At 72.9% G+C, this 20,719-nt stretch carries 21 protein-coding genes, 1 tRNA gene and 1 other RNA gene; 13 read left to right on the top strand and 10 right to left on the bottom strand.

Features of this window, described 5'->3' with window-relative positions; translation table 11 throughout:
* The first annotated feature begins 101 nt into the window (after positions 1-101).
* Together def and RYN42_RS03735 are read left to right on the top strand one after the other, a co-directional pair.
* The gene (def, locus tag RYN42_RS03740; protein WP_315093836.1) at positions 102-590 is read left to right on the top strand and encodes a peptide deformylase; all 489 of its coding nucleotides are present in this window, start codon (positions 102-104) and stop codon (positions 588-590) included.
* Positions 591-727: 137 nt separating this feature from the next.
* Positions 728-1,228 (top strand): DUF3145 domain-containing protein, encoded by a 501-nt coding sequence (locus RYN42_RS03735; RefSeq protein WP_315093834.1) that lies wholly within the window; start codon positions 728-730, stop codon positions 1,226-1,228.
* A 57-nt stretch (positions 1,229-1,285) separates the two neighbouring features.
* Here the strand turns inward: RYN42_RS03735 and fabF are convergent, their stop codons facing one another.
* The 5 genes from fabF to RYN42_RS03710 all read right to left on the bottom strand — a co-directional run bounded on the left by fabF (position 1,286) and on the right by RYN42_RS03710 (position 6,317).
* Positions 1,286-2,530, bottom strand: coding sequence for a beta-ketoacyl-ACP synthase II (fabF, locus tag RYN42_RS03730; protein ID WP_315093833.1), 1,245 nt, complete (start codon positions 2,528-2,530; stop codon positions 1,286-1,288).
* Positions 2,531-2,601: 71 nt separating this feature from the next.
* The gene (locus RYN42_RS03725) at positions 2,602-2,850 is read right to left on the bottom strand and encodes an acyl carrier protein (protein ID WP_055913595.1); all 249 of its coding nucleotides are present in this window, start codon (positions 2,848-2,850) and stop codon (positions 2,602-2,604) included.
* 88 nt (positions 2,851-2,938) lie between these two features.
* Positions 2,939-3,943 carry a beta-ketoacyl-ACP synthase III gene (locus RYN42_RS03720; RefSeq protein ID WP_315093829.1) on the bottom strand — a complete coding sequence of 335 codons (1,005 nt, stop codon included), beginning with the start codon at positions 3,941-3,943 and terminating at the stop codon, positions 2,939-2,941.
* Positions 3,940-4,914 carry an ACP S-malonyltransferase gene (locus tag RYN42_RS03715; RefSeq protein ID WP_315093827.1) on the bottom strand — a complete coding sequence of 325 codons (975 nt, stop codon included), beginning with the start codon at positions 4,912-4,914 and terminating at the stop codon, positions 3,940-3,942. Before RYN42_RS03715 ends, RYN42_RS03720 begins: the two co-directional genes overlap by 4 nt.
* Positions 4,915-5,024: 110 nt before the next feature.
* Positions 5,025-6,317: a helix-turn-helix domain-containing protein gene (locus RYN42_RS03710; RefSeq protein ID WP_315093826.1), complete on the bottom strand. Its 1,293-nt coding sequence runs from the start codon at positions 6,315-6,317 to the stop codon at positions 5,025-5,027.
* Between the two features lie 123 nt (positions 6,318-6,440).
* Here RYN42_RS03710 and RYN42_RS03705 point away from each other — a divergent pair, with 123 nt between their 5' ends.
* Positions 6,441-7,127 carry a hypothetical protein gene (locus tag RYN42_RS03705; RefSeq protein ID WP_315093824.1) on the top strand — a complete coding sequence of 229 codons (687 nt, stop codon included), beginning with the start codon at positions 6,441-6,443 and terminating at the stop codon, positions 7,125-7,127.
* A 60-nt stretch (positions 7,128-7,187) separates the two neighbouring features.
* On the opposite strand, the gene aceE is transcribed toward RYN42_RS03705, so the two are convergent.
* Entirely contained in the window at positions 7,188-9,932 is a 2,745-nt protein-coding gene (aceE, locus tag RYN42_RS03700) for a pyruvate dehydrogenase (acetyl-transferring), homodimeric type (protein ID WP_315093822.1), read from the bottom strand.
* A 186-nt stretch (positions 9,933-10,118) separates the two neighbouring features.
* The gene (locus tag RYN42_RS03695; protein ID WP_315093820.1) at positions 10,119-10,583 is read right to left on the bottom strand and encodes a hypothetical protein; all 465 of its coding nucleotides are present in this window, start codon (positions 10,581-10,583) and stop codon (positions 10,119-10,121) included.
* Positions 10,584-10,751: 168 nt separating this feature from the next.
* Here RYN42_RS03695 and RYN42_RS03690 point away from each other — a divergent pair, with 168 nt between their 5' ends.
* On the top strand, positions 10,752-11,174 hold the full coding sequence (locus RYN42_RS03690; RefSeq protein ID WP_315093819.1) for a DUF3052 domain-containing protein: 423 nt from the start codon (positions 10,752-10,754) through the stop codon (positions 11,172-11,174).
* A 64-nt stretch (positions 11,175-11,238) separates the two neighbouring features.
* Here the strand turns inward: RYN42_RS03690 and RYN42_RS03685 are convergent, their stop codons facing one another.
* Positions 11,239-13,134, bottom strand: a complete 1,896-nt coding sequence (locus RYN42_RS03685) for a hypothetical protein (protein WP_315093818.1) — start codon at positions 13,132-13,134, stop codon at positions 11,239-11,241.
* A gap of 368 nt (positions 13,135-13,502) precedes the next feature.
* Between RYN42_RS03685 and RYN42_RS03680 the strand changes: the two genes are divergently transcribed.
* From RYN42_RS03680 to RYN42_RS03655, 6 genes are all read left to right on the top strand, one after another.
* Entirely contained in the window at positions 13,503-13,982 is a 480-nt protein-coding gene (locus RYN42_RS03680; RefSeq protein ID WP_315093817.1) for a peroxiredoxin, read from the top strand.
* Between the two features lie 59 nt (positions 13,983-14,041).
* A tRNA-Val gene (locus tag RYN42_RS03675) sits at positions 14,042-14,115 on the top strand.
* A 36-nt stretch (positions 14,116-14,151) separates the two neighbouring features.
* Complete coding sequence (locus RYN42_RS03670; RefSeq protein ID WP_315093816.1) at positions 14,152-15,024, top strand: MOSC N-terminal beta barrel domain-containing protein; 873 nt, start codon at positions 14,152-14,154, stop codon at positions 15,022-15,024.
* A 10-nt stretch (positions 15,025-15,034) separates the two neighbouring features.
* On the top strand, positions 15,035-16,243 hold the full coding sequence (locus RYN42_RS03665) for a Nif3-like dinuclear metal center hexameric protein (RefSeq protein ID WP_315093814.1): 1,209 nt from the start codon (positions 15,035-15,037) through the stop codon (positions 16,241-16,243).
* Complete coding sequence (locus RYN42_RS03660; protein ID WP_315093812.1) at positions 16,240-16,986, top strand: C4-type zinc ribbon domain-containing protein; 747 nt, start codon at positions 16,240-16,242, stop codon at positions 16,984-16,986. Before RYN42_RS03665 ends, RYN42_RS03660 begins: the two co-directional genes overlap by 4 nt.
* A gap of 121 nt (positions 16,987-17,107) precedes the next feature.
* Positions 17,108-17,779 (top strand): histidine phosphatase family protein, encoded by a 672-nt coding sequence (locus RYN42_RS03655; RefSeq protein WP_315093811.1) that lies wholly within the window; start codon positions 17,108-17,110, stop codon positions 17,777-17,779.
* A gap of 2 nt (positions 17,780-17,781) precedes the next feature.
* Here the strand turns inward: RYN42_RS03655 and RYN42_RS03650 are convergent, their stop codons facing one another.
* Positions 17,782-18,561 carry a peroxide stress protein YaaA gene (locus tag RYN42_RS03650; RefSeq protein WP_315093809.1) on the bottom strand — a complete coding sequence of 260 codons (780 nt, stop codon included), beginning with the start codon at positions 18,559-18,561 and terminating at the stop codon, positions 17,782-17,784.
* 47 nt (positions 18,562-18,608) lie between these two features.
* On the opposite strand from RYN42_RS03650, the gene RYN42_RS03645 reads away from it, so the two are divergent.
* Positions 18,609-18,992, top strand: a complete 384-nt coding sequence (locus RYN42_RS03645) for a tautomerase family protein (protein ID WP_315093807.1) — start codon at positions 18,609-18,611, stop codon at positions 18,990-18,992.
* On the opposite strand, the gene RYN42_RS03640 is transcribed toward RYN42_RS03645, so the two are convergent.
* Positions 18,974-19,246 (bottom strand): LuxR C-terminal-related transcriptional regulator, encoded by a 273-nt coding sequence (locus RYN42_RS03640; RefSeq protein ID WP_315093805.1) that lies wholly within the window; start codon positions 19,244-19,246, stop codon positions 18,974-18,976. The two genes, RYN42_RS03645 and RYN42_RS03640, sit on opposite strands and share 19 nt — an antisense overlap.
* 68 nt (positions 19,247-19,314) lie before the next feature.
* On the opposite strand from RYN42_RS03640, the gene rnpB reads away from it, so the two are divergent.
* Together rnpB and RYN42_RS03630 are read left to right on the top strand one after the other, a co-directional pair.
* Positions 19,315-19,696, top strand: an RNA gene (gene rnpB / locus RYN42_RS03635) — RNase P RNA component class A.
* A gap of 162 nt (positions 19,697-19,858) precedes the next feature.
* Positions 19,859-20,623, top strand: coding sequence for a M15 family metallopeptidase (locus RYN42_RS03630; RefSeq protein ID WP_315093803.1), 765 nt, complete (start codon positions 19,859-19,861; stop codon positions 20,621-20,623).
* Positions 20,624-20,719: the final 96 nt, after the last annotated feature.

Genomic DNA, 20,719 nt, shown 5'->3' with positions numbered 1-20,719 from the left:
GGGGGCCGTCACGGCCGGGCCCTCGTGCACCGTACCGAGCGCAGCCGCGCGACGCCGTCCGGCGTGCCTCGCCGACCTGCAGGCCGTGGGAGGATCGCCGCATGGCGATGCGAGAGATCCGGACTGTCGGAGACCCCGTCCTGCGGACCCCGTGCGACCCGATCACGACAGTCGACGACCGCGTGCGCGGGCTCGTCGAGGACCTGCTCGAGACCGTGGACACCGAGGGGCGCGCCGGCCTGGCCGCCAACCAGATCGGCGTGAGCCTGCGGGCGTTCTCCTGGAACATCGACGACGAGGTGGGCTACGTGCTCAACCCCGTGATCGTCGAGCTGTCCGAGGACGAGTACCAGGACGGCGACGAGGGATGCCTGTCGGTCCCCGGCCTCTGGTTCCCGACGCACCGGTCCTGGTACACGCGGGTGGTCGGCACCGACCTGGACGGCAAGGAGGTCGTCGTCGAGGGCGTCGAGCTCATGGCGCGATGCCTCCAGCACGAGGTCGACCACCTCGACGGGATGCTCTACCTGGACCGCCTCGAGCGCTCCGTGCGCAAGAAGGCGATGCGCGCGATCCGCGACACGCTGTAGTCGCTGGCGCTCGTCCCGTTCCTCCGGCATGCTGTCCCCAGCACGCCGCGCGCGCTGTTTCTACGTCATACGAGTCCTGTGAACGTGACTGAGGTCGTTGGGGAAGGCGAACCTCGAGCCCCGTTCAGGAGGACGACATGGCAGGTGCGATCACCCGCGGTGTACTTTTCGTGCACTCCGCGCCCCGTGCGTTGTGCCCCCACGTGGAGTGGGCGGCAGGCAACGTGCTGGGCACCCGCGCCACGTTCGACTGGACGGCGCAGCCGGCGGGACCGGGCTTCTACCGCGCGGAGCACTCGTGGCAGGGCGCCCAGGGCACCGGGGCGCGGCTGGCGTCCGCGCTGCGCGGCTGGGCACACCTGCGCTACGAGATCACCGAGGAGGCCAGCCACGGTGTGGACGGCTCCCGGTGGAGCCACACGCCGGAGCTGGGCATCTTCCACGCCGCGACCGACGTGCACGGCAACATCGTCGTGCCCGAGGACCGCATCCGGGCCGCCCTCGAGCACGCCGCCGACCCGGTGCGGCTGCGCTCCGAGCTGGACCTGGCGCTCGGTCAGGCGTGGGACGACGAGCTGGAGCCGTTCCGCTACGCCGGCGCCGGCGCTCCGGTCCGCTGGTTGCACCGCGTGGGCTGACCGGTCGGGTACGAGAGAGCCCTGGGCGCCGCGTGGCACCCAGGGCTCTGTCGTGCGTCAGGCGGAGGTCACCACGAGGGCGACGTTGTGTCCGCCGAAGCCGAACGAGTTGTTGACCGCCGCGATGTCACCGTCGCGCAGGGCGCGGGGCTTGTCGCGGACCAGGTCGAGCACCAGCTCCGGGTCGGGGTTCTCCACGTTGATCGTCGGGGGTGCCTGGCGGTCGTGCAGCGCCAGGATGGTGAAGATCGTCTCCAGCGCACCCGCCCCGCCCAGCAGGTGCCCGGTCATGGACTTGGTGGCTGAGAGGGCCACGTGGTCCGCCTCGTCGCCGAGCAGACCGCGGATCGACCGGGCCTCGATGAGGTCACCGACCACCGTGGAGGTGGCGTGCGCGTTGACGTGCACGACGTCGAGCCGGTCCACCCCGGACTCCTCGAGCGCCGCCCGCATGGCCCGGATCTGGCCGTCGCCCGAGGGCTCGGGGGAGGTCATGTGGTAGCCGTCCGCGGACAGGCCCACCCCCGCGATGCGCCCGTAGACGCGCGCGCCACGGGCTGCGGCGTGCTCGGCGCTCTCCAGCACCACGACGCCCGCCCCCTCGCCGAGCACGAAGCCGTCGCGGTCGACGTCGTAGGGGCGCGAGGCACCCTCGGGGTCGTCGTTGCGCAGCGACAGGGTGCGGGACGCCGCGAAGGCCGCGACGGGCATCGGGTGGATCGACGCCTCGGTGCCACCGGCCACGACGATGTCGGCCCGGCCGGTGCGGATCATCTCCACGGCGTAGCCGATGGCCTCCGCGCCGGTGGCACACGCTGACACCAGCGCGTGCGCGCCGGCCCGGGCGCCGAGCTCGAGCGAGACGTAGGCGGTGGGCGAGTTGGGCATGAGCATGGGCACCGTCATGGGCAGGACGCGACGCGCGCCCTTCTCCCGCAGCGTGTCCCAGGCGTCGAGGGTGGTCCAGATGCCGCCGATGCCGGAGGAGACGACCGCACCCAGGCGGTCGCCGTCGACCTCGGGGGAGCCGGCGTCGGCCCAGGCCTCGCGCGCTGCGATGATCGCGTACTGCGCGGACGGGTCCATCCGCTTCATCTCGGGGCGGGGCAGGACCTCCTCCGGCTTGACCTTGATGGTCGCGGCGAAGGTGACGGGCAGCCCGTAGGCCTCCACCCAGTCGTTCTCGAACGGTCGGGCACCGGACTCGCCGGCGAGCGCGGCGGCCCAGGTGCTGGGCACGTCTCCGCCGAGGGGCGTGGTCGCCCCCAGTCCGGTGACGACGACGTCGGGTACGTGGCTCATCGGTGCTCCATCGGCTGTCGAGAGGGTGGTCGGTCCCGGGCGCTCGGCCCGGGACCGACCCGGGGGCAGGCTCAGGCCTGCGCGCCCGTGATGAACGTGACGGCGTCGCCGACGGTGGCGAGGTTCTTGACCTCGTCGTCGGGGATGCGGACGTCGAACTTCTCCTCGGCGAGCGTGACGATCGTCATCATCGACAGCGAGTCGATGTCGAGGTCGTCGGTGAAGGACTTCTCGGGCAGGACGGAGTCGGTCGGCAGGCCGGTCTCCTCGCTGACGATCTCGGCCAGCCCTGCCAGGATCTCCTGCTCGCTGTACGCCATCGGTGTCTCCTCATGTCGGTCGTGCTTCGGGGATGAAGCGCTTGGGGTCGGACGAACGGTACAACCGGCGGTCGCGCCGCACGGGCGGTCAGGGCAGGACGACGACCTGCGCGGCGTAGACCAGGCCGGCGCCGAAGCCGATCTGCAGGGCGAGCGCACCGCTGCTCACCTGACCCTCGCGCAGCAGGCGTTCGGTCGCCAGCGGGATCGAGGCGGCGGACGTGTTGCCGGTGTCGGCGATGTCGCGGCCGACCACCACGGTGTCCGGGAGCTTGAGCGTCTTGATCATCTGGTCGATGATCCGCATGTTCGCCTGGTGGGGGATGAAGGCCTCGATCTCGTCGGCGGTCACGCCCGCGGCGTCCATGGCCTTCTGCGCGACCGGCGCCATCTGCCAGACGGCCCACTTGTAGACGCTGGGACCCTCCTGGCGCAGGGTGGGCCAGCCGAGGCCCTCGTCGCGCGTGGCGAGCCAGGAGTGCGTCTGGCGGATGGCCTGCGCCTGGCTGCCGTCCGAGCCCCAGACGGTCGGTCCGATGCCGGGCGTGTCCGAGGGACCGATGACGACCGCGCCGGCACCGTCGCCCAGCAGGAACGAGATGGAGCGGTCGGTCGGGTCGACGAACTCGCTCATCTTCTCGGCGCCGATGACGAGCACGTGGCGCGCGCTGCCCGCTCGGACCAGGGCGTCGGCCTGCCCGATCCCGTAGCAGTAGCCCGCGCAGGCGGCCGAGATGTCGAACGCCGCAGCGGGCGTGGCGCCGATGCGGTCCGCGATGATCGCGGCACCCGCCGGGGTCTGGTGGAAGTAGGTGACCGTCGACAGGATCACCACGTCGATGTCCGCCCCGGTCAGGCCCGCGTTCGCGATCGCCTGCAGCGCGGCGCCCTCGGCGAGGTCCAGCACGTCGGTGCCCGGCTCGGCGCGGCGTCGCGTGATGATGCCGGTGCGCTGGCGGATCCACTCGTCGGAGGAGTCGATGGGGCCGACCAGCTCGTCGTTGGTGACGGTCCGCTCGCCGCGGACGCCGCCGAGGCCGAGGATGCGGGTGTGCGCCGGACCGGTGGCCTGCGTGAGGGTGGGACGGGTCACGACGACTCCTGGGTGCTCTGGGGGGTTCCGGCGTGCCGACGGACCAGGTCACGCGCGGCGTCGAGGTCGGCAGGGGTCTTGACCGCGACCGTCTCGACCCCGGGCAGCGTACGCCGGGCCAGCCCGGTGAGCACGCCTCCGGGTGCGACCTCGAGGAGGCCGGTCACGCCCAGCTCGAGGAGCGTGGACTGGCACAGGTCCCAGCGCACCGGGTTGGCGACCTGCGCGACGACGAGCTCCAGCGCCCGTGCGCCCGAGGCGGCGACCGTGCCGTCCGAGTTGGTGAGCAGGGGAACCACCGGCTCGCCCGGAGCCACGGAGTCGGCAGCCGCCCGCAGCTCGGCGACGGCCGGTGCCATGTGCTCGGTGTGGAACGCGCCGGCGACCTGCAGCGCGATGACCCGGGTGCGAGCCGGTGGCGCGGCCGCGAACGCCGCGAGAGCGTCGAGCGTCCCGGCGGCGACCACCTGTCCGCCCCCGTTGACGTTCGCGGCGAGCAGGCCGTGCGCGGCGAGGGCGGCGAGCACCTCGTCCGGGTCGCCCCCGAGCACGGCGCTCATCCCCGTCGGTGTCACCGCCGCTGCGCGGGCCATCGCGGCGCCGCGGACCGTCACGAGGCGCAGCGCCTCGTCGTCGGTGAGCACGCCGGCCACGACGGCGGCAGCGAGCTCGCCCACCGAGTGCCCGGCCGTGACACCGACCGCACCCTGGGCCGCCACGGACAGCGCGTCGTCGGCCCCCAGGTCGAGGACCGCACGCAGGCTGGCCAGCGCGGACGCCACCAGGAGCGGCTGCGCGACGGCGGTGTCCCGGATGGTCTCCGCGTCGGAGGTGGTGCCGTGGGCGACGAGGTCCAGGCCGGCCGTGCGGGAGGCCCGCGCGATCGACTCGGCGACGGACGGCAGCTCGAGCCACGGGGCGAGCATGCCGGGGGACTGGGCGCCCTGACCGGGGCAGACGACAGCGAGCACGCGACCACTCTGCCCGGCCGAGCGCGTCCACCCGCCCTACGGCGTGCACCAACCTTGCCGGACGCCCTTGTACGACTCCTACAACGCGCCGATCAGGCCCGTGTGTCCGGTCAGCGGGCGCCGACCGCCGGCGTACCCTCTGCCGCGTCGAGGCGGCCGAGCGTCAGCGCCATCTGCAGCACGTAGGACTCACGGGCGTCCAGCGGGTCCCACCCGGTCACGTCGGACACCCGGCGCAGGCGGTACCGGACGGTGTTGGGGTGCACGTACAGGGTGCGGGCGGCCGCCTCGAGGGACCGGCCGGTGCCCAGGTAGGCCGACAGGGTCTCGAGCAGGGAGCCTTGGCTGGCCGCCAGCGGCGCGAACGCCTGTGCGACGAGCGCGCGGCGGGCCGTGACGTCCCCGACGAGGACCCGCTCGGGCAGCAGCTCGTCTGCCAGCACCGGGCGCGGCGCCTGCTCCCACGCGGGGGCGGCGAGCAGCCCGGACAGGGCGGCGCGCGCCGACCGTGCCGAGTCGGTGAGGTCGCCCACGAGGGGTCCGATCACCACGGGACCGGGGCCGAACCGGGGCAGGAGCGTGCTCGCCGCGGCGCGCAGGTCACCTTCGCCGCCCAGGAAGACGACCAGACGGTCGCCCTGGATGCCCACCAGGGCGTCGTCGGCGGCACGTCGCGTGGCCCGGCGCAGCTCGGCGCCCCTGACCTCGTCGAGGGCCGACGACGTCGTCCCGACCATGACCAGCGTCGATCCGCGCCCGCTCCAGCCCAGCGCGGCGATCCGCGAGCGGAGGGCGTCGTCCACGTCGTCGCGGACCAGCGCGTCGACGACGAGGGCCTCGAGGCGGGCGTCCCAGGCGCCGCGGACCTCGGCGGCGCGGGCGTAGACCTCGGCCGCGGAGAACGCGACCTCCCGGGAGTACCGCAGGACCGCCTCGCGGACCTCCCGTTCGTCACCCGGGGCGGCCAGGCGGTCGGAGTGGGACTCGACGACGTCCACCACCACCCGGACGAGCTGGAGCGTGTGCTGCAGGGAGATGGAGCGGGTCAGCTCCGGCGGTGCCGCGGCGAAGATGTCGCCCACCCCGTGCGGCGGCCGCGTCGGGTCGGCGAACCAGGTGACGAAGGCGGTGATGCCCGCCTGCGCGACCAGCCCCACCCACGAACGGTCCTCGGCCGGCAGCGCGCGGTACCACTCGACGTCGTCGTCGAGGCGGCGCATCGCGGCGGCCGACAGCAGCCCGGCGCTGTCGCGCACCCTGCGCTGCGTCTCGGGACCCCCGCGCGCCTCGAGCACCGGGGTGCGCAGGCGTGCGGCGGCCGAGCGGCGCGGTCGGCTGGGCGACGTCGGCGGCTCCGACCGGGCGGCGGGTGCGGGGCCCGTCCCGGGCGGGATGCTCGACATGGGCCGAGCATAAGGTCCTGCATTGTGGGAAGTCGACAAATGGCGGTCACAGCCAGCCGCCCGCCGGATGTGAGGTGCGTCGTCGGCCGGGTGTGGCTCGCCCCTACCGGATAGGGTCGCGTCATGGCACTTCTGCCCCGTTTGCGACAGCTCATGCGACGGCCGACCTCGGCCTCGCGGGTCGGCGCACGTCGACCCACCAAGGCTGCGCGGCGCGGCGACACGCTCCACGAGGACGCGCTGCGCTCCATGCTCAGCGACGACCCGAACAACGAGCGCGCGTTCGTCGCCCTCGCGGAGATCGTCCGTCGCCGAGCCGCCGAGGCCAGCACGGACCCCGACCCGCTCGCCGCGCCCGCCGACGAGACGGAGCGCCAGCGAGCCGCGGACCTCGCCGTCTGGGCGCTGGGCGAGGAGCTGGCCGGCAACCCCCGGGCCTGGTACCCGCTCATCGAGGTCGCGCGCCTGTCCGTGCACGACGACCACGAGGGCACCGTCCGTCGCCTCACCACCGCGGCGGAGCGCGACCCGTCCGGCAAGGCCCTGGTCGAGGCGCTGGCGCTGCTGCGTGGAGCCGGGCTGCCCGTGGACGCCCTGGGTCTCGGCGTGGGCCACTGGCGCCCGCGCGAGCACGACCCCGAGGTCGCCCGCCACCTGGTGCTCGCCTCCATCGAGGCCGGCCGGCCCCTCGAGGCCAAGCAGCACATCGCGGCGCTCGACCTGTACCCCGACCAGAAGCGCGTCGCGGAGCTCAAGGCGGAGCTCGCGCGCGACGTCGCGCACGCCGAGCAGACCATCCCCGGCACCTGACGCCGGGAACGACGAAGGCCCGGGCTCTGGAGCCCGGGCCTTCGTCGTCGGTGGGTCAGCTCAGCTGTCGCCGCCCGTGTTGCCGGACGTGCCGGCCGTGACGTCGTACAGGCGGTAGCGCTCGATCGCCTGCGCGGGTGCCTCCGGGCTCACGGCACCGGTGCGGGCGAGCTGCTGCAGCACCCGGACCACCGTGGACGGTCCGTCGATCTTGAAGTGGCGACGAGCGGCCGCGCGGGTGTCCGAGAAGCCGAAGCCGTCGGCACCCAGGGTGGCGTACGTGCCGGGGATCCACGCGCGCACCTGGTCGGCGACGAGGTGGTCGAAGTCCGTCGTCGCGACGAACGGCCCCTCGGCGCCCTGCAGCTTCTGCGTGAGGTACGGGACGCGCTCCTCCTCGCCGGGGTGCAGGTACGCCTGCTGGTCCGCCGCGAGGCCGTCCCGACGCAGCTCGTTCCAGCTGGTGACCGACCAGACGGCGGCCTGGACGCCCCAGTCCGCGGCCAGCAGGTTCTTGGCCTCGAGGGCCCACGGCACCGCCACTCCCGACGCCAGGATCTGGGCACGCGGCCCGTCACCCTCCGCCGGGGCGATCAGGTGGATGCCGCGCAGGATGCCCTCGACGTCGACGCCCTCGGGCTCCGCCGGCTGCTGCATCGGCTCGTTGTAGACCGTGAGGTAGTAGATGACGTCGCGGTCGCGGTCGTGACCCTCGCCGTACATCCGCTCGATGCCGTCCTTGACGATGTGCCGGATCTCGTACCCGTACGCCGGGTCGTAGTGCACGACGTGCGACATGGTCCCGGCGAGCAGCGGCGAGTGGCCGTCCGCGTGCTGCAGGCCCTCGCCGGTCAGCGTGGTGCGGCCGGCCGTGGCACCGATGAGGAACCCGCGCGTCATCTGGTCCCCGGCCGCCCAGAACTGGTCGCCGGTGCGCTGGAACCCGAACATCGAGTAGTAGAAGTAGAACGGGATCAGCGGCTCGCCGTGCGTCGCGTAGGACGTGCCCACCGCCTGGAACGCCGACGCCGAGCCGGCCTCGTTGATGCCCGTGTGCATGATCTGGCCGGACTCGGACTCCTTGTAGGAGAGCATGAGCTCGCGGTCCACGGCCATGTAGTTCTGGCCGTTCGTGTTGAAGATCTTGGCGCTCGGGAAGATCGAGTCCAGACCGAAGGTGCGGGCCTCGTCGGGGATGATCGGCACCAGGCGGTGGCCGAACTCCTTGTCCCGCACGAGGTCCTTGAACAGGCGCACCAGCGCCATGGTCGTGGCGACCTCCTGGTGCCCCGAGCCCTTGGCGAGTCCCTCGTAGACCTTGGCGTCCGGGAGGGTCAGCGGCTTGTGCGTGGTGCGACGCTCCGGCACGAAGCCGCCGAGCTGGCGCCGGCGCTCGAGCATGTACTGGATGCCCTCGTCCTCGGGACCCGGGTGGAAGTACGGCGGCACGTACGGGTTCTCGTCGATCTGCTCGTCCGTGATCGGGATGTGCAGCGAGTCGCGCAGCGTCTTGAGGTCGTCCGACTTGAGCTTCTTCATCTGGTGCGTGGCGTTGCGCCCCGCGAAGCCGGAGCCCAGACCGTAGCCCTTGATGGTGTGCGCCAGGATCACCGTCGGCGTGCCGGTGTGCTCACGGGCGGCCTTGTAGGCGGCGTAGATCTTGCGGTAGTCGTGCCCGCCTCGCTTGAGCGCCCAGATCTCGTCGTCGGTCATCTTCTCGACGAGCTGCTTGGTCCGCGGGTCGCGGCCGAAGAAGTTCTCGCGGATGAACGCGCCGCTCTCCGCGCGGTACGTCTGGAAGTCACCGTCGGGCGTCGTGTTCATCAGGTTGACGAGCGCGCGGTCCTTGTCAGCGTTGAGCAGGGTGTCCCACTCGCGGCCCCAGATGACCTTGATGACGTTCCAGCCGGCGCCGCGGAACTGCGCCTCGAGCTCCTGGATGATCTTGCCGTTGCCGCGCACCGGTCCGTCGAGCCGCTGCAGGTTGCAGTTCACCACGAACGTGAGGTTGTCCAGGCCCTGCTGGCCGGCCAGCTGGAGCATGCCGCGGGACTCGGGCTCGTCCATCTCGCCGTCGCCCAGGAACGCCCACACGTCCTGCTGGCTGGTGTCCTTGATGCCCCGCAGGTGCAGGTAGCGGTTGGTCCAGGCCTGGTAGATGGCCGACGCCGGGCCGAGACCCATGGAGACCGTCGGGAACTCCCACAGGTCAGGGGCGAGACGGGGGTGCGGGTAGGACGGGAGGCCGCCGCCCGGGTGCGAGAGCTCCTGCCGGAACCCGTCCAGCTGGTGGGCGCTCAGGCGGCCCTCGAGGAACCCGCGCGCGTAGACGCCGGGGGAGGCGTGACCCTGGAAGTACACCTGGTCACCGCCGCCGGGGTGGTCCTTGCCACGGAAGAAGTGGTTGAGGCCCACCTCGGTCAGCGTCGCGACCGACGCGTAGGAGGAGATGTGCCCGCCGACGCCGATCCCGGGCCGCTGCGCGCGCGTCACCATCACGGCGGCGTTCCAGCGGATCCACGAGCGGTAGCGGCGCTCCAGCGCCTCGTCGCCCGGGAAGTAGGGCTCGTCGTGCACCGCGATGGTGTTCACGTAGGGGGTGTTCAGGGAGGCCGGGATGGCCACGTTCCGCTGGCGCGCGTGCCGCAGCATGCTCAGCAGCACGTAGCGCGCGCGTGGGCCGCCCTTCTCGTCGATGAGTCCGTCGAGGGACTCCACCCACTCACCGGTCTCGTCCGGGTCGATGTCCGGCACCTGGCTGAGCAGGCCGCCGATGAGCGGTCCCGTCTCGTCGATCGAAGCCACCAGCGCTCCTTGCGTCTCGTCCGCGCGCACGAGCCCGGTCGGCATCGGCGGCGCATCTGGCCCGGACCTGTCGGCGTGCACCGGGGTGGCGCCTGCGACACGTGCGGGTAGTCGACCCATTCTCGGACCCCGGAGCCCCGAAAGTCACACCGAGTACCAGGAACGTCCACGTGACGTCCGTGACAGTCAGCTTTCCTCGGGTGCCACCGGACCGCCCGCGAATTTCATCTCGGCGACGGGCGGGACCATCACCGCACCGGGCGGCACGTCCCGCACGACGACCGCGTGGGCGCCGATCTGTGCCCCGGCCCCCACGACGAGCCGGTGGCCCCGACGGGGGCGCACGAGAGCGCCGGTCCCGACGACGACGTCGTCACCGAGCAGCACGGCGAGGTCCGACCCCGGGGCCTGCGACCCGGCCGTGATCGTGACGTTGTGCCCGATCTTCACGCGGTGCCCGAGGCGCGTGTTCGGGTGCACGACGGTGCCGAGGCCGTGGTGCCAGAGGGTCACGTCCCGCGGGACGTCGCACTCGTACGGCAGGACGGCGTGGAACAGCAGGAAGTTGACCGCCTTGAGCAGACGGGCGAGCAGGGTCAGGCGACGGCGGTGCAGGCGGCAGGACAGCCACCAGAGCGTCTCCGGGCGCATCCACCCTCCAGGGTCCGTGGAGCTCGAACCTATCGGCACACGCAGCCGCCGACACCATCATCTGTGCAGGTCTTGCGTGCGCCCGTCCGGGTGCGGTGGGCTAGCGTGTGCGGCAATGAGCAGGCGGCCCCCGACGGGCACGCCGAGACGGAAGGGAGCGGTCCGGACGTGTCATCCACCGCGGACGAAGGCGCGTCGCAGGCGGCCGCCCGCTTGGGCTTCTCCTCGGGCCAGGTGATCCAGGAGTTCGGCTACGACGATGACGTCGACGACCACCTGCGCACCGGTCTCGAGGCCGTGACCGGCACCGAGCTGGTCGACGAGGAGTACGACGACGTCACGGACGGCGCCGTCATCTGGTTCCGCGACGGCGACGGAGACCTCACGGACGCGCTCGTCGACGCCATGACGGTGCTCGACGACGGCGGCCCCATCTGGGTGCTCACACCGAAGGCCGGGCGCCCCGGCCACGTGTCCCACAGCGACATCGAGGAGGCCGCGACGACGTCCGGCCTGCACGCGATGAGCACGTTCTCCATCGCCTCGGACTGGTCCGCGACCCGCCTGGGTGCCCGCGGACGCGGTCGCTGACCGCAGCCGCACAGGCGCAGCACGACGACGGGGGTCCCGACCGGGACCCCCGTCGTCGTCGGTGCTACTTCGAGAGGCCCGGGAGTGCCGGCTGGCGCGGGGTGCCCCCGCCGCCGGGCGTGGCCGCCGTGTTGTTGGTGACGACGCGCATCAGCGGGTAGAGCTGGTCGAAGGCGGCGTTCGCCGCGCTCGCCTGAGCCGAGTCGCAGGACAGCTCGCAGAACAGCGAGGCCGTCCCCGACCGGACGAGTACCAGCGCTCCGTAGTCCTGCAGGGCGTGGCCGAGCGCCTTGCCCTCCGGGCTCAGCTTCATCGCGTCGATGTTCACGTCCGGCGGGATCGCCGCCATGGTGCCCATCGGGACGTTGCCCGAGTAGGCCGTGGCGCCGTTGGCGTCCTGGGTGCGTGACGGCCACACCGGGCCGTCCTTGAGCCGCTCGTCCGGCAGCCCGATCGCCAGCACGTGCTTGATCGAGAGCGCCTTGAGCTCCTCGGCCCGGATCAGGCCGATGTAGAAGGAGATGCCCGAGGCGCGGGCACCGTCGGCCATCCCGTCGCCCCGCAGGTCCGTCTGCACCGCACGGGTCGTCGTCCACTGGTCGGTGCCCACGTTGGTGAACTTGTAGAACTCCCACCCGGTGACGCCGTCGGGCTGGATCACGCCCACGTGCATGTCGGTGCCGGTCGTCGCCGTCGTGTCGCGGGGGACCCGGACCTTGTACACCGCGCCGTTCTTGATGTTGGTGACGGTCGCGACCGGGTCGTTCGACGTGGCCACCTTGACCGCGATCGACCAGTTGGCGCGGTTGACGACCGAGTTCTCGCTCAGGAAGTCGGCGGTCCGCGGGGACGATGCGGACTCGTACTTGGCGCCCGAGCCGATCGCGATGTTCCACGGCGCGGTCGACGCGAACGGGTAGTGCGTGGGGTTCCGGGAGCCGGGGTTGGCCGGTGCGGGGGCCGGAGCAGGCGCCGGGGCCGGCGCAGGTGCGGGGGCCGGTGCGGTCGTCGGCTTCGGCGTCGCGGTGGCCGTGGGGGTCGGCGTGGGCGTCGGCGTCACGGTCGGCGTCGGCGTGGGCGTCGGGGTCGGTGTCGGGGTGGGCGTCGGGATGACCGCGCCGCGGTCGATCGGGATGCCCCAGACGACCTTGCCGCCGGAGAGGGCGACCACGCGGCCGTCGTCCTGGACGGCGACCGTGGCGCAGGTGGAGGAGACCTCGTTGTGCCAGACGAGCGCACCCTGTGCCGTGAGGAGGCGGAGGTCACCGCCGGCGGTCAGGTCGAGGCGCGCGTCGGGGCCGCCGGCCTTCTTCCAGATCGCGCCGCCCGCCGCCGTGCGGATCACGAGGTCGCCGTCACCCTCGAGAGCGAACGCGTACGCGCCCTGGGGCGAGGAGATCTGGCGGCCGACGGTGAGGCTCTGACCCGGTACGAGCCGGTCGGTGGCGCCGGGCGCGCATGCTCCCGGGGAGGGCTTGGTGGGGTCCCACCCCTCGACCGCCACGGTCTTGGCCCGGGCTGCCGGGACGCTCCAGAGCTCCTTGGTGTTCTCGGCGAGCACGACGCGTCCGTCACCGAGGACGACGACCGCTGCGCAGTCGGACACGATCCCCGTGTGCCAGCGGACGACGTCGGCCTTGTCCCGCAGGACCAGGTCGCTGCCCGCCTCGACCTTGAGCTCGGAGCCGGCGCCGAACGGCCCCTTCTTCCACAGCGCACCGCCCGCCGCGGTGCGGATCGCGACGGTGCCGTCAGCCTCCAGGCCGAACGTGTACCGGCCGTTCAGTGACTTGATCTTCTCGCCGGGGCTCAGGCTCTCGCCAGGGATGAGCCGGTCGCTCCTCGACGGGGCACAGGCCTCCGTGTCCGCCTGGGCCAGCTCCGGCAGCGCCAGGGGGATGGCGACCAGGCCGGCGGCGAGCACGGTGGCGACGATCAGCTTGCGGAAGCGAGTCAGCATGCACATTCCTCTGTCTTGGCGGCAGGGACCCCGCCAGGCGGTGGGACGGGCGTCGTTCTGGCATCTCTCCCGATCGCGCTGGACGCGGTCCTGCGCGCGAGTTGCCAAGAATGGTGCCGACGAGTAGATCGGATGTCCAGGTCGCCTGGTGGCGACCGGGCTGTCTGGTTCACCCGATTGGCCCTGAATCCCGCCGTCACGTCGTGGTATCCCGTGTCCGAATCGTTATAGACGCCCAGGTGAGGGTGAAGAACGGCGCTGACCTGGGAGAGGGTTGCCCGCGTCACCGGTCGGGCGCCGGACAGCGGTCGATCCGGTGTTCAGCATGTGGACACGTGGCCCGGGAAACCGTTGTTACAGTCCCGGGCATGGAAGCCATCGCCCGTCCCACGCCTGCGCTGGGCTCCCCGGCACCGGAGTTCTCGCTGCCCGACACCCACGGCACGCCGGTGACGCCGGCCGGTCTGCGAGGCGGCCCGGTCGTCATCGTCTTCGTCCCGTTCGCGTTCTCCGCGACGTGCACCGGAGAGCTGTGCCAGCTGCGGGACAACATCGCCGAGTTCGAGGACGCCGGAGCGCACGTCGTCGTCATCTCCTGCGACCCGGGGCACGCGCTGCGTGCGTGGGCCGCTCAGGAGGGCTTCGGCTTCGATCTCCTGTCCGACTTCTGGCCGCACGGCGAGGTGGCCAAGGCCTACGGGGTCTTCGACGACGCCAAGGGCTTCGCCGTCCGAGGCAGCTTCCTGCTCGACGCGGAGGGCGTGCTGCGCTGGAGCGTCGTGAACCCCCCCGGTCGTGCCCGCGACTTCGGGGCGTACCGCGAGGCCCTCGCCGCGCTCACCGCCTGACCGGCGCGCGCCGGTAGGCTGAGCGCCCGTCGAGCAGCCCGCACCCCGGGCGGCCGCCAGGGCCTGTAGCTCAGCTGGTCAGAGCGCCGCGCTTACACCGCGGAGGTCGCCGGTTCGAAACCGGCCGGGCCCACCCAGGATCGCGACGGACGCTTGTTAGGGTCCAGCCATGCTCGCGCCCCCACTGGTCGTCTCCGGGCTCACCGTGTACCCGGTGAAGTCCTTCGCGGGGACGGCGGTCGGGTCGGTCGAGGTGGACGCGGCGGGTCCGCAGGCCGACCGCCGCTGGATGGTGGTCGACGCCGCCGGCGACACCCTGACCGCGCGGAGCCACCCGCGGATGCTCGCTGCGGTCGCCACACCGGTGGGCGCGGGGATCCGGCTGAGCGCGCCGGATCTGCCGACGCTCGACGTCGACCCGCCGAGCGGACCGGCGGACGTCCCCGTGCGGCTGAGCCGTCTCGACACCGCCACCCGCGCCGGTGCCGAGGCCGATGCCTGGTGCTCCGAGCTGCTCGGCAGCGCCGTGCGGCTGCTCTGGCTCGACGACCCGGCACGGCGGGGGATGTCGGAGAAGTTCGGCGGCTCGCAGGCCGACCCGCTGGCCCTGACGGACACCGGACCCGTGCACGTCACGACGACCGCCTCGCTCGCGCGGCTGGACGCCTGGGCCGCGGAGCTCCACGACGAGCGGGTGGGGCGCGCGCTGGCCGCGGGGGAGCCCGCCCCGGCCCCCCGCCAGCCGCTCGACATGCGTCGGTTCCGGCCGAACGTGGTGGTCGACGGGGACCTCGAGGCGTTCGCCGAGGACGACTGGGGCCGGCTGACGGTGGGTGACGTGGAGCTGCGGTTCGCGGACCACTGCGGCCGGTGCGTCCTCACGACCATCGACCCGGACACGCAGGTCAAGGGCAAGGAGCCGCTGGCGACGCTGGCCCGGCACCGGCGCCGCGACGGTGAGGTGTGGTTCGGCATCCAGATGGTGCCGGTGCGCGGGGGCCGCATCAGCGTGGGCGACCGCGTCGAGGCGTCGGCCCGGTAGCGTGCGGGTCGTGACCGACCCCGCCCTGGCCGATGTCGTCCGGTTCCTCGAGGCCCGGTACCCGCCGTCGACCGCCGAGTCGTGGGATGCGGTGGGCCTCGTCACCGGCGACCCGGTCCAGCCCGTGCGGCGGGTGCTCTTCGCGGTCGACCCCGTCGTCGCCGTCGTCGACGAGGCCGAGGCGTGGGGTGCGGACCTCGTCGTGACGCACCACCCCCTGCTCCTGCGGCCCGTGCACTCCATCGCCGCGACCACGTCCAAGGGCGCCCTCCTGCACCGGCTCGTCCGGTCCGGCACCGCGCTGTTCACGGCGCACACCAACGCGGACGCGGCGACCGGCGGGGTGAACGACGCGCTCGCCGAGGCGCTGGGCCTCGTCGACACCGCCCCGCTGGACCCTGCGCCGGCGGAGGCGCTCGACAAGCACGCGGTGTTCGTCCCCGTCGCCGACGCCGAGCGCCTGGTCGATGCGCTCTCCGCGGCGGGTGCGGGCGAGATCGGCCACTACACGCGGTGCGCCTGGACCTCGACGGGCGAGGGCACGTTCACCCCGTCCGCCGACGCGTCGCCCGCGATCGGGTCCGCCGGCCACACCTCGCGCGTGGTCGAGGCGCGCGTCGAGATGGTGGCCCCGCGGCGGCTGCGGGCCGCGGTCGTCGCCGCGATGCGGGCCGCTCACCCGTACGAGGAGCCCGCCTTCGACGTGCTCGAGCTCGCGTCCTGGCCCGGCACCACCGGCGCGGGCCGCGTCGGGAGGCTGCCCGAGGCGACCACCCTGCGCGCGTTCGCGGCCAGCGTGGCCGCGGCCCTGCCGCCGACCTCCCAGGGCGTGCGGTTCGCGGGCGACCCCGGCGGGCGCGTCGAGCACGTCGCGGTCGTCGGCGGCTCCGGTGACTCGTTCTTCGACGCCGTCCGTGCGTCCGGCGTCGACGCCTACCTGACCGCGGACCTGCGTCACCACCCTGCCTCCGAGCTGCGCGAGCGGGCCGAGCACGACGGCTCCGCCCGGCCCTACCTCGTCGACGTCGCGCACTTCGCTTCCGAGTGGCCGTGGCTCGCCCATGCGGCCCGCGCGCTGGCGCAGGATGCCGCCGCCACGGGGACTACGGTGGAGACCCGCGTCAGCACGGTGAGCACCGACCCGTGGACAGGACGCGTCGCGAGCCCGGAACCGCCTCAAGCTCTCGAACCCACAGCACCGCCGGAAGGACACCCGTGACGACTGCCCCCGCAGCGGACCAGCGCCGACTGCTCGACGTCCAGGCTCTCGACACCCGCCTGGACCAGATCGCCCACAAGAAGCGCACGCTGCCGGAGCTGGCCCGCCTGCTGGAGCTCGACTCCCAGGTGACCGACCTGCACACCGCGCTGGTGACCTCGCGGACGGCGGTCGGGGACCTGCGGCGCGAGCTGACCAAGGCGGAGGCGGACGTCGAGCAGGTGCGGGCGCGCGCGGCGCGGGACCAGGCCCGCCTCGACTCCGGCACCGGGAGCCCGAAGGACCTGCAGGCCCTGCAGAGCGAGCTGGGCACGCTCGGCCGCCGGCAGGCGGAGCTGGAGGAGGTCGAGCTGGACGTCATGGAGCGCCTCGAGGCGCACGAGACGGCGCTCGCCGAGGTCACCACCGCGCACGAGTCGCTGGCGCAGAAGCGGGCTGCGGTCGAGGCGGAGCGGGACGCTGCGTTCGCTGCTCTGGACGCCGACGCCGAGCAGGTGCGCGCCGAGCGGGCGAAGGCCGTGGACGGGCTCGACGCCTCTCTGGTGACGCTCTACGAGCGGCTGCGCGCCCAGCTGGGCGGCAAGGGTGCCGGCGCGCTGCGCGGGCGGCGGTGCGAGAGCTGCCGGCTCGAGCTCAACCCGCTCGATGTCGAGGCGATCGTCAAGTCCCCCGAGGACCAGGTGGCGCGCTGCGAGGAGTGCGGGCGCATCCTCGTCCGGCTGCCCGAGCCCCCGAAGGGCTGAGCGGCCGCTCGCGCACCCGGCGCGGGGGCGACAGACTGCCAGCGTGAGCGACGTCACAGAACCCCTGGGCACTCCTTCGTCCCCTCCGCCGGCGCGTGCGCCGAGGCCGTCCGGTGCGGGGGTGCGCTTCGACGAGGAGCAACCCGTCACGGTCGTGCTGGTGCGGCACGGGCAGACCACGATGACGGTCTCCCGTGGCTACTCGGGCTCCGGCGAGCCGGGTCCGTCGCTGGACGAGACCGGTCGGCGCCAGGCGCGGGACGCCGCCGACCTGGTGGATCGCGTGGGCCGGGACCTGTGGGGGGACATCCCGTACCCCAGCGAGATCATCGCCTCGCCCATGGTGCGCACGCAGGAGACCAGCGCGGTCATCGCCGAGCGTCTGGGTCTGCCCGTCCGGACGGACGCCGCGTTCCAGGAGGCGAACTTCGGGGAGTGGCAGGGGCTGACCGCTGAGCAGATCGAGGAGCGCTGGCCCGGGCAGCTGGAGCCGTGGCACACCGAGGCCGACCTGCGGCCCCCCGGCGGCGAGTCCATCGCGGACGTCGGGCGCCGGCTGCAGAAGGGTCTCGACGGTCTCCTGGCGGCGGGCGTCGACCGCACGGTCGTCGTCGTGAGCCACGCCGTGGCCATCCGCGCGGCGCTCGGGGTGACGATGGGCGCCCAGCCGTCGTCGTGGAGCCAGCTGCGGGTGGCGCCGGCGTCGGTGAGCATCATCCGGCTCTTCGAGGACCGCCGCGACGAGATCGCGGTGGTCGGCGTGCCGAGCGAGGGCTGGTCGTCGGGCTCCTGAGCTCAGGCGACGACGAGCTCGAGCGTGCGGGCGCCGCGCCGTGCCGGTCCCAGCTCGACCGCGAGCAGAGCGGAGCCGACGAGCTCGCCGGCCACCCGCGCCAGGGACTGCGCGTCGTGCGGTGCCCGCCCGCGACGGGTCAGCAGGTGCCGGGTGAGCACGCCCCGAGTGTGCTTGGCGTGGTGCGAGACGACCGCCCGCGTCCCGTCGATCTCGCGCAGCACCCGCACCGCCACCCAGTCGGCCGACCGCGGCGGGTGCCACGCGGCCAGGTAGGTCGCGGAGCGGCAGTCCACCACGAGCTCGCCCTCCGCACGCGCGTCCAGCTCGGCATCCATCGCGTCGCGCCAGGCGCCGGCCAGCGGACCGATCCCCGGAAGGTCGGTCCCCATCGAGAGGCGGTACGCGGGGATGCGGTCGTCGGGCGCGACCAGCCCCCACAGCCCGGAGACGATGCGCACGCTCTGCGCGGCACGGGCCCGTCCGGCCGGGGTCAGCCGGTCGAGGCCGGCCGCGGCGTAGAGGACGCCCGTGTAGACCTGTCGGGCCGGAGCGGTCGCTGCCGTGCGCAGGTGCACGTTGCGCGCGACCTCGGCGGACAGGCTGGCGCCGACGCCGAGCACGCGCATGGCCTCTGGCGACGCGCTGACCTCGATCAACGCGTCGAGGACTCGCTCCCGCACCCGTGCCAGACCGGGCGCCGAGAGGGCGTCGAGGTCGAGCAGGGGGCCGCGGGCGCGCGGCGGCGTCTTGCCCTCGGAGGGCGGCAGGAGCACGAGCACCCGTGAACTGTAGGCTCCCGCGCGACGGTGGACCGCGAGGAGGACCGATGGCGCACGTGAAGATCTACGGCCGGCGTGACGTGTGGCAGGACCGTCGCGGCTCGGTGTCCGACGCGGTGCACCGGGCGCTCGTCGGCACGTGGGGACTGCCCGAAGACAAGCGGTTCCACCGCTTCCTGCTGCTCGACGCCGACGACCTCGTCGCCCCCCGGAGCAAGGACTACCTGGTCGTCGAGATCCTCTGCTTCACAGGTCGTTCCCGCGCGGCACGCCGGGCGCTGATCGCCTCGTTCTACGACGACGTCGCTCCCACCCTCGGCCTCTCCGCCGACGACCTCGAGATCATCATCATCGAGAGCCCGCCGGAGAACTGGGGGATCCGAGGAGTCTCTGGCGACGAGCTGTCGCTGACCTACCGCCTCGACGTCTGAGCCGCCACGCCGACGAGCTGTCGACGCGGCTCCGGACCGCCCAGGTACTCGGTGATGAGGCCGCGTGCCCGGCCGGCGGCCAGGGCCGACTCGCGGTCGGCCACGTCGAGCTTCAGGTAGATCGAGCGCACCTGCGACTTCACGGTGTTGCGGGTGACGAAGAGCGACGCGGCGATCTCGCTCAGCGTGAGTGGCAGGGCCAGCTGGGCGAGGATCACGCGCTCGCGCCGGGTCAGTCCGGTGGCAGTCTCCATGCGTGTGGTTCGGAGCAGGACGCACGGCGGATGGGTGCTCTTCCGGGCGGCTAGGCTGGGGGCGCGGATGAGTCAGTCAGGCGGCCGCGTCGAGCCCTCGGGCTCGCCGAGGAACGTCCGGGCTCCGCAGAGCAGGGTGGTGGGTAACACCCACCCGGGGTGACCCGCGGGACAGTGCCACAGAGAACAGACCGCCCGACCGGTCCGCCGGTCGGGTAAGGGTGAAACGGTGGTGTAAGAGACCACCAGCGTGCCGGGCGACCGGTGCGGCTAGGTAAACCCCACCCGGAGCAAGGTCAGACAGGGAGCGTTCGAGGGCTGCTCGCCCGAGCTCCCGGGTAGGCCGCTGGAGGCGTGCGGCAACGTACGTCGTAGAGGGATGGCCGCCACTCGCGCAGTGCGGGCAACCGCGTGCGAGGACAGAACCCGGCGTATCGACTGACTCATCCGCCCCGATCGACAGGGATATTTCGCCCGTTGGGTGACGTATGGGCATATACCACGACAACGGCGTTCGTGCCATCCTCAGACATGGACCCGACCCCTGACGCACCGACGACGGCGACCGGCGGCTCGGCCGCCCGGGACGCCCACCCCGGGACGGCCTGAACCGTGCTGCTCGTCAACGGATCCCTCGACGGTGTCGTCCTCCTGGTCCAGGTGGCCGGGGTGTCGGGCGCCCGTCTGCGGCCCGGGTCGGCGCAGCGGTGGGCCGCGATCCGCGCAGGCGTCGAGGACGAGTTCGGCTGGTCGCCCGAGGTCGTCTCCGCCGGCGACGGGTACCGGGACGTGAAACGCCAGCGGAGGCTGTTCGAGCGGAACTACACCACCACGAACACGGGGCACGGTCCCTCCAAGGTCGTGGACGGCACCACGTTCTGGCGCAGGACCGCGGGCACGCCGTCCGCTGCGGTGCCCGGGAAGTCGAACCACGGCCTCGGTACCACCGTCGACGTCGTCGACGTGGGTCAGCTCAAGCAGTTCAACCCGACGACCACCCGGTACAACCAGTTCGCGGCGGTCGCCGCCCGCCACTCGTTCTCGAACGCAGAGGGCCGGTCCATCGGTGAGCCGTGGCACTGGTCCGACACAGCAGACCCGGACGACGGGATCGCCGTCCAGTTCCTCCCGGAGGCGGACATGCCACTGAACCAGGCAGACCTCGAGGCGATCGACCGCCTCATCGTCGGGCGGGTCACGACCGTCGTCGACCAGCTCCTCACGCTGCACCAGGCGAGCACGGTCCTGACGCAGGCGGACAAGGAGGCCGTCGACAAGCTGATCATCGACCGTCTCGCCGAGGGCCTCGGCCCTCTGTCGAGGGCCGTCGGCGAGATCCATGCCTCGCTCGGGCCCGTTCCCTTCCCTCCGGACTAGAGCAGCTCCACCGCCTCGAGCGCGACGGCCGGTCTCCCGCGACGACGACGGTGCCCGCGGATTGCGACTGTGGATCTGGTCGTCGCAGGGCACGAT

Source organism: uncultured Cellulomonas sp., from assembly GCF_963527515.1.
Classification (GTDB): Bacteria; Actinomycetota; Actinomycetes; order Actinomycetales; family Cellulomonadaceae; genus Cellulomonas.
The sequence above is the reverse complement of the archived record's forward strand: the minus strand, read 5'-3'. Positions and strand labels throughout refer to the sequence as shown.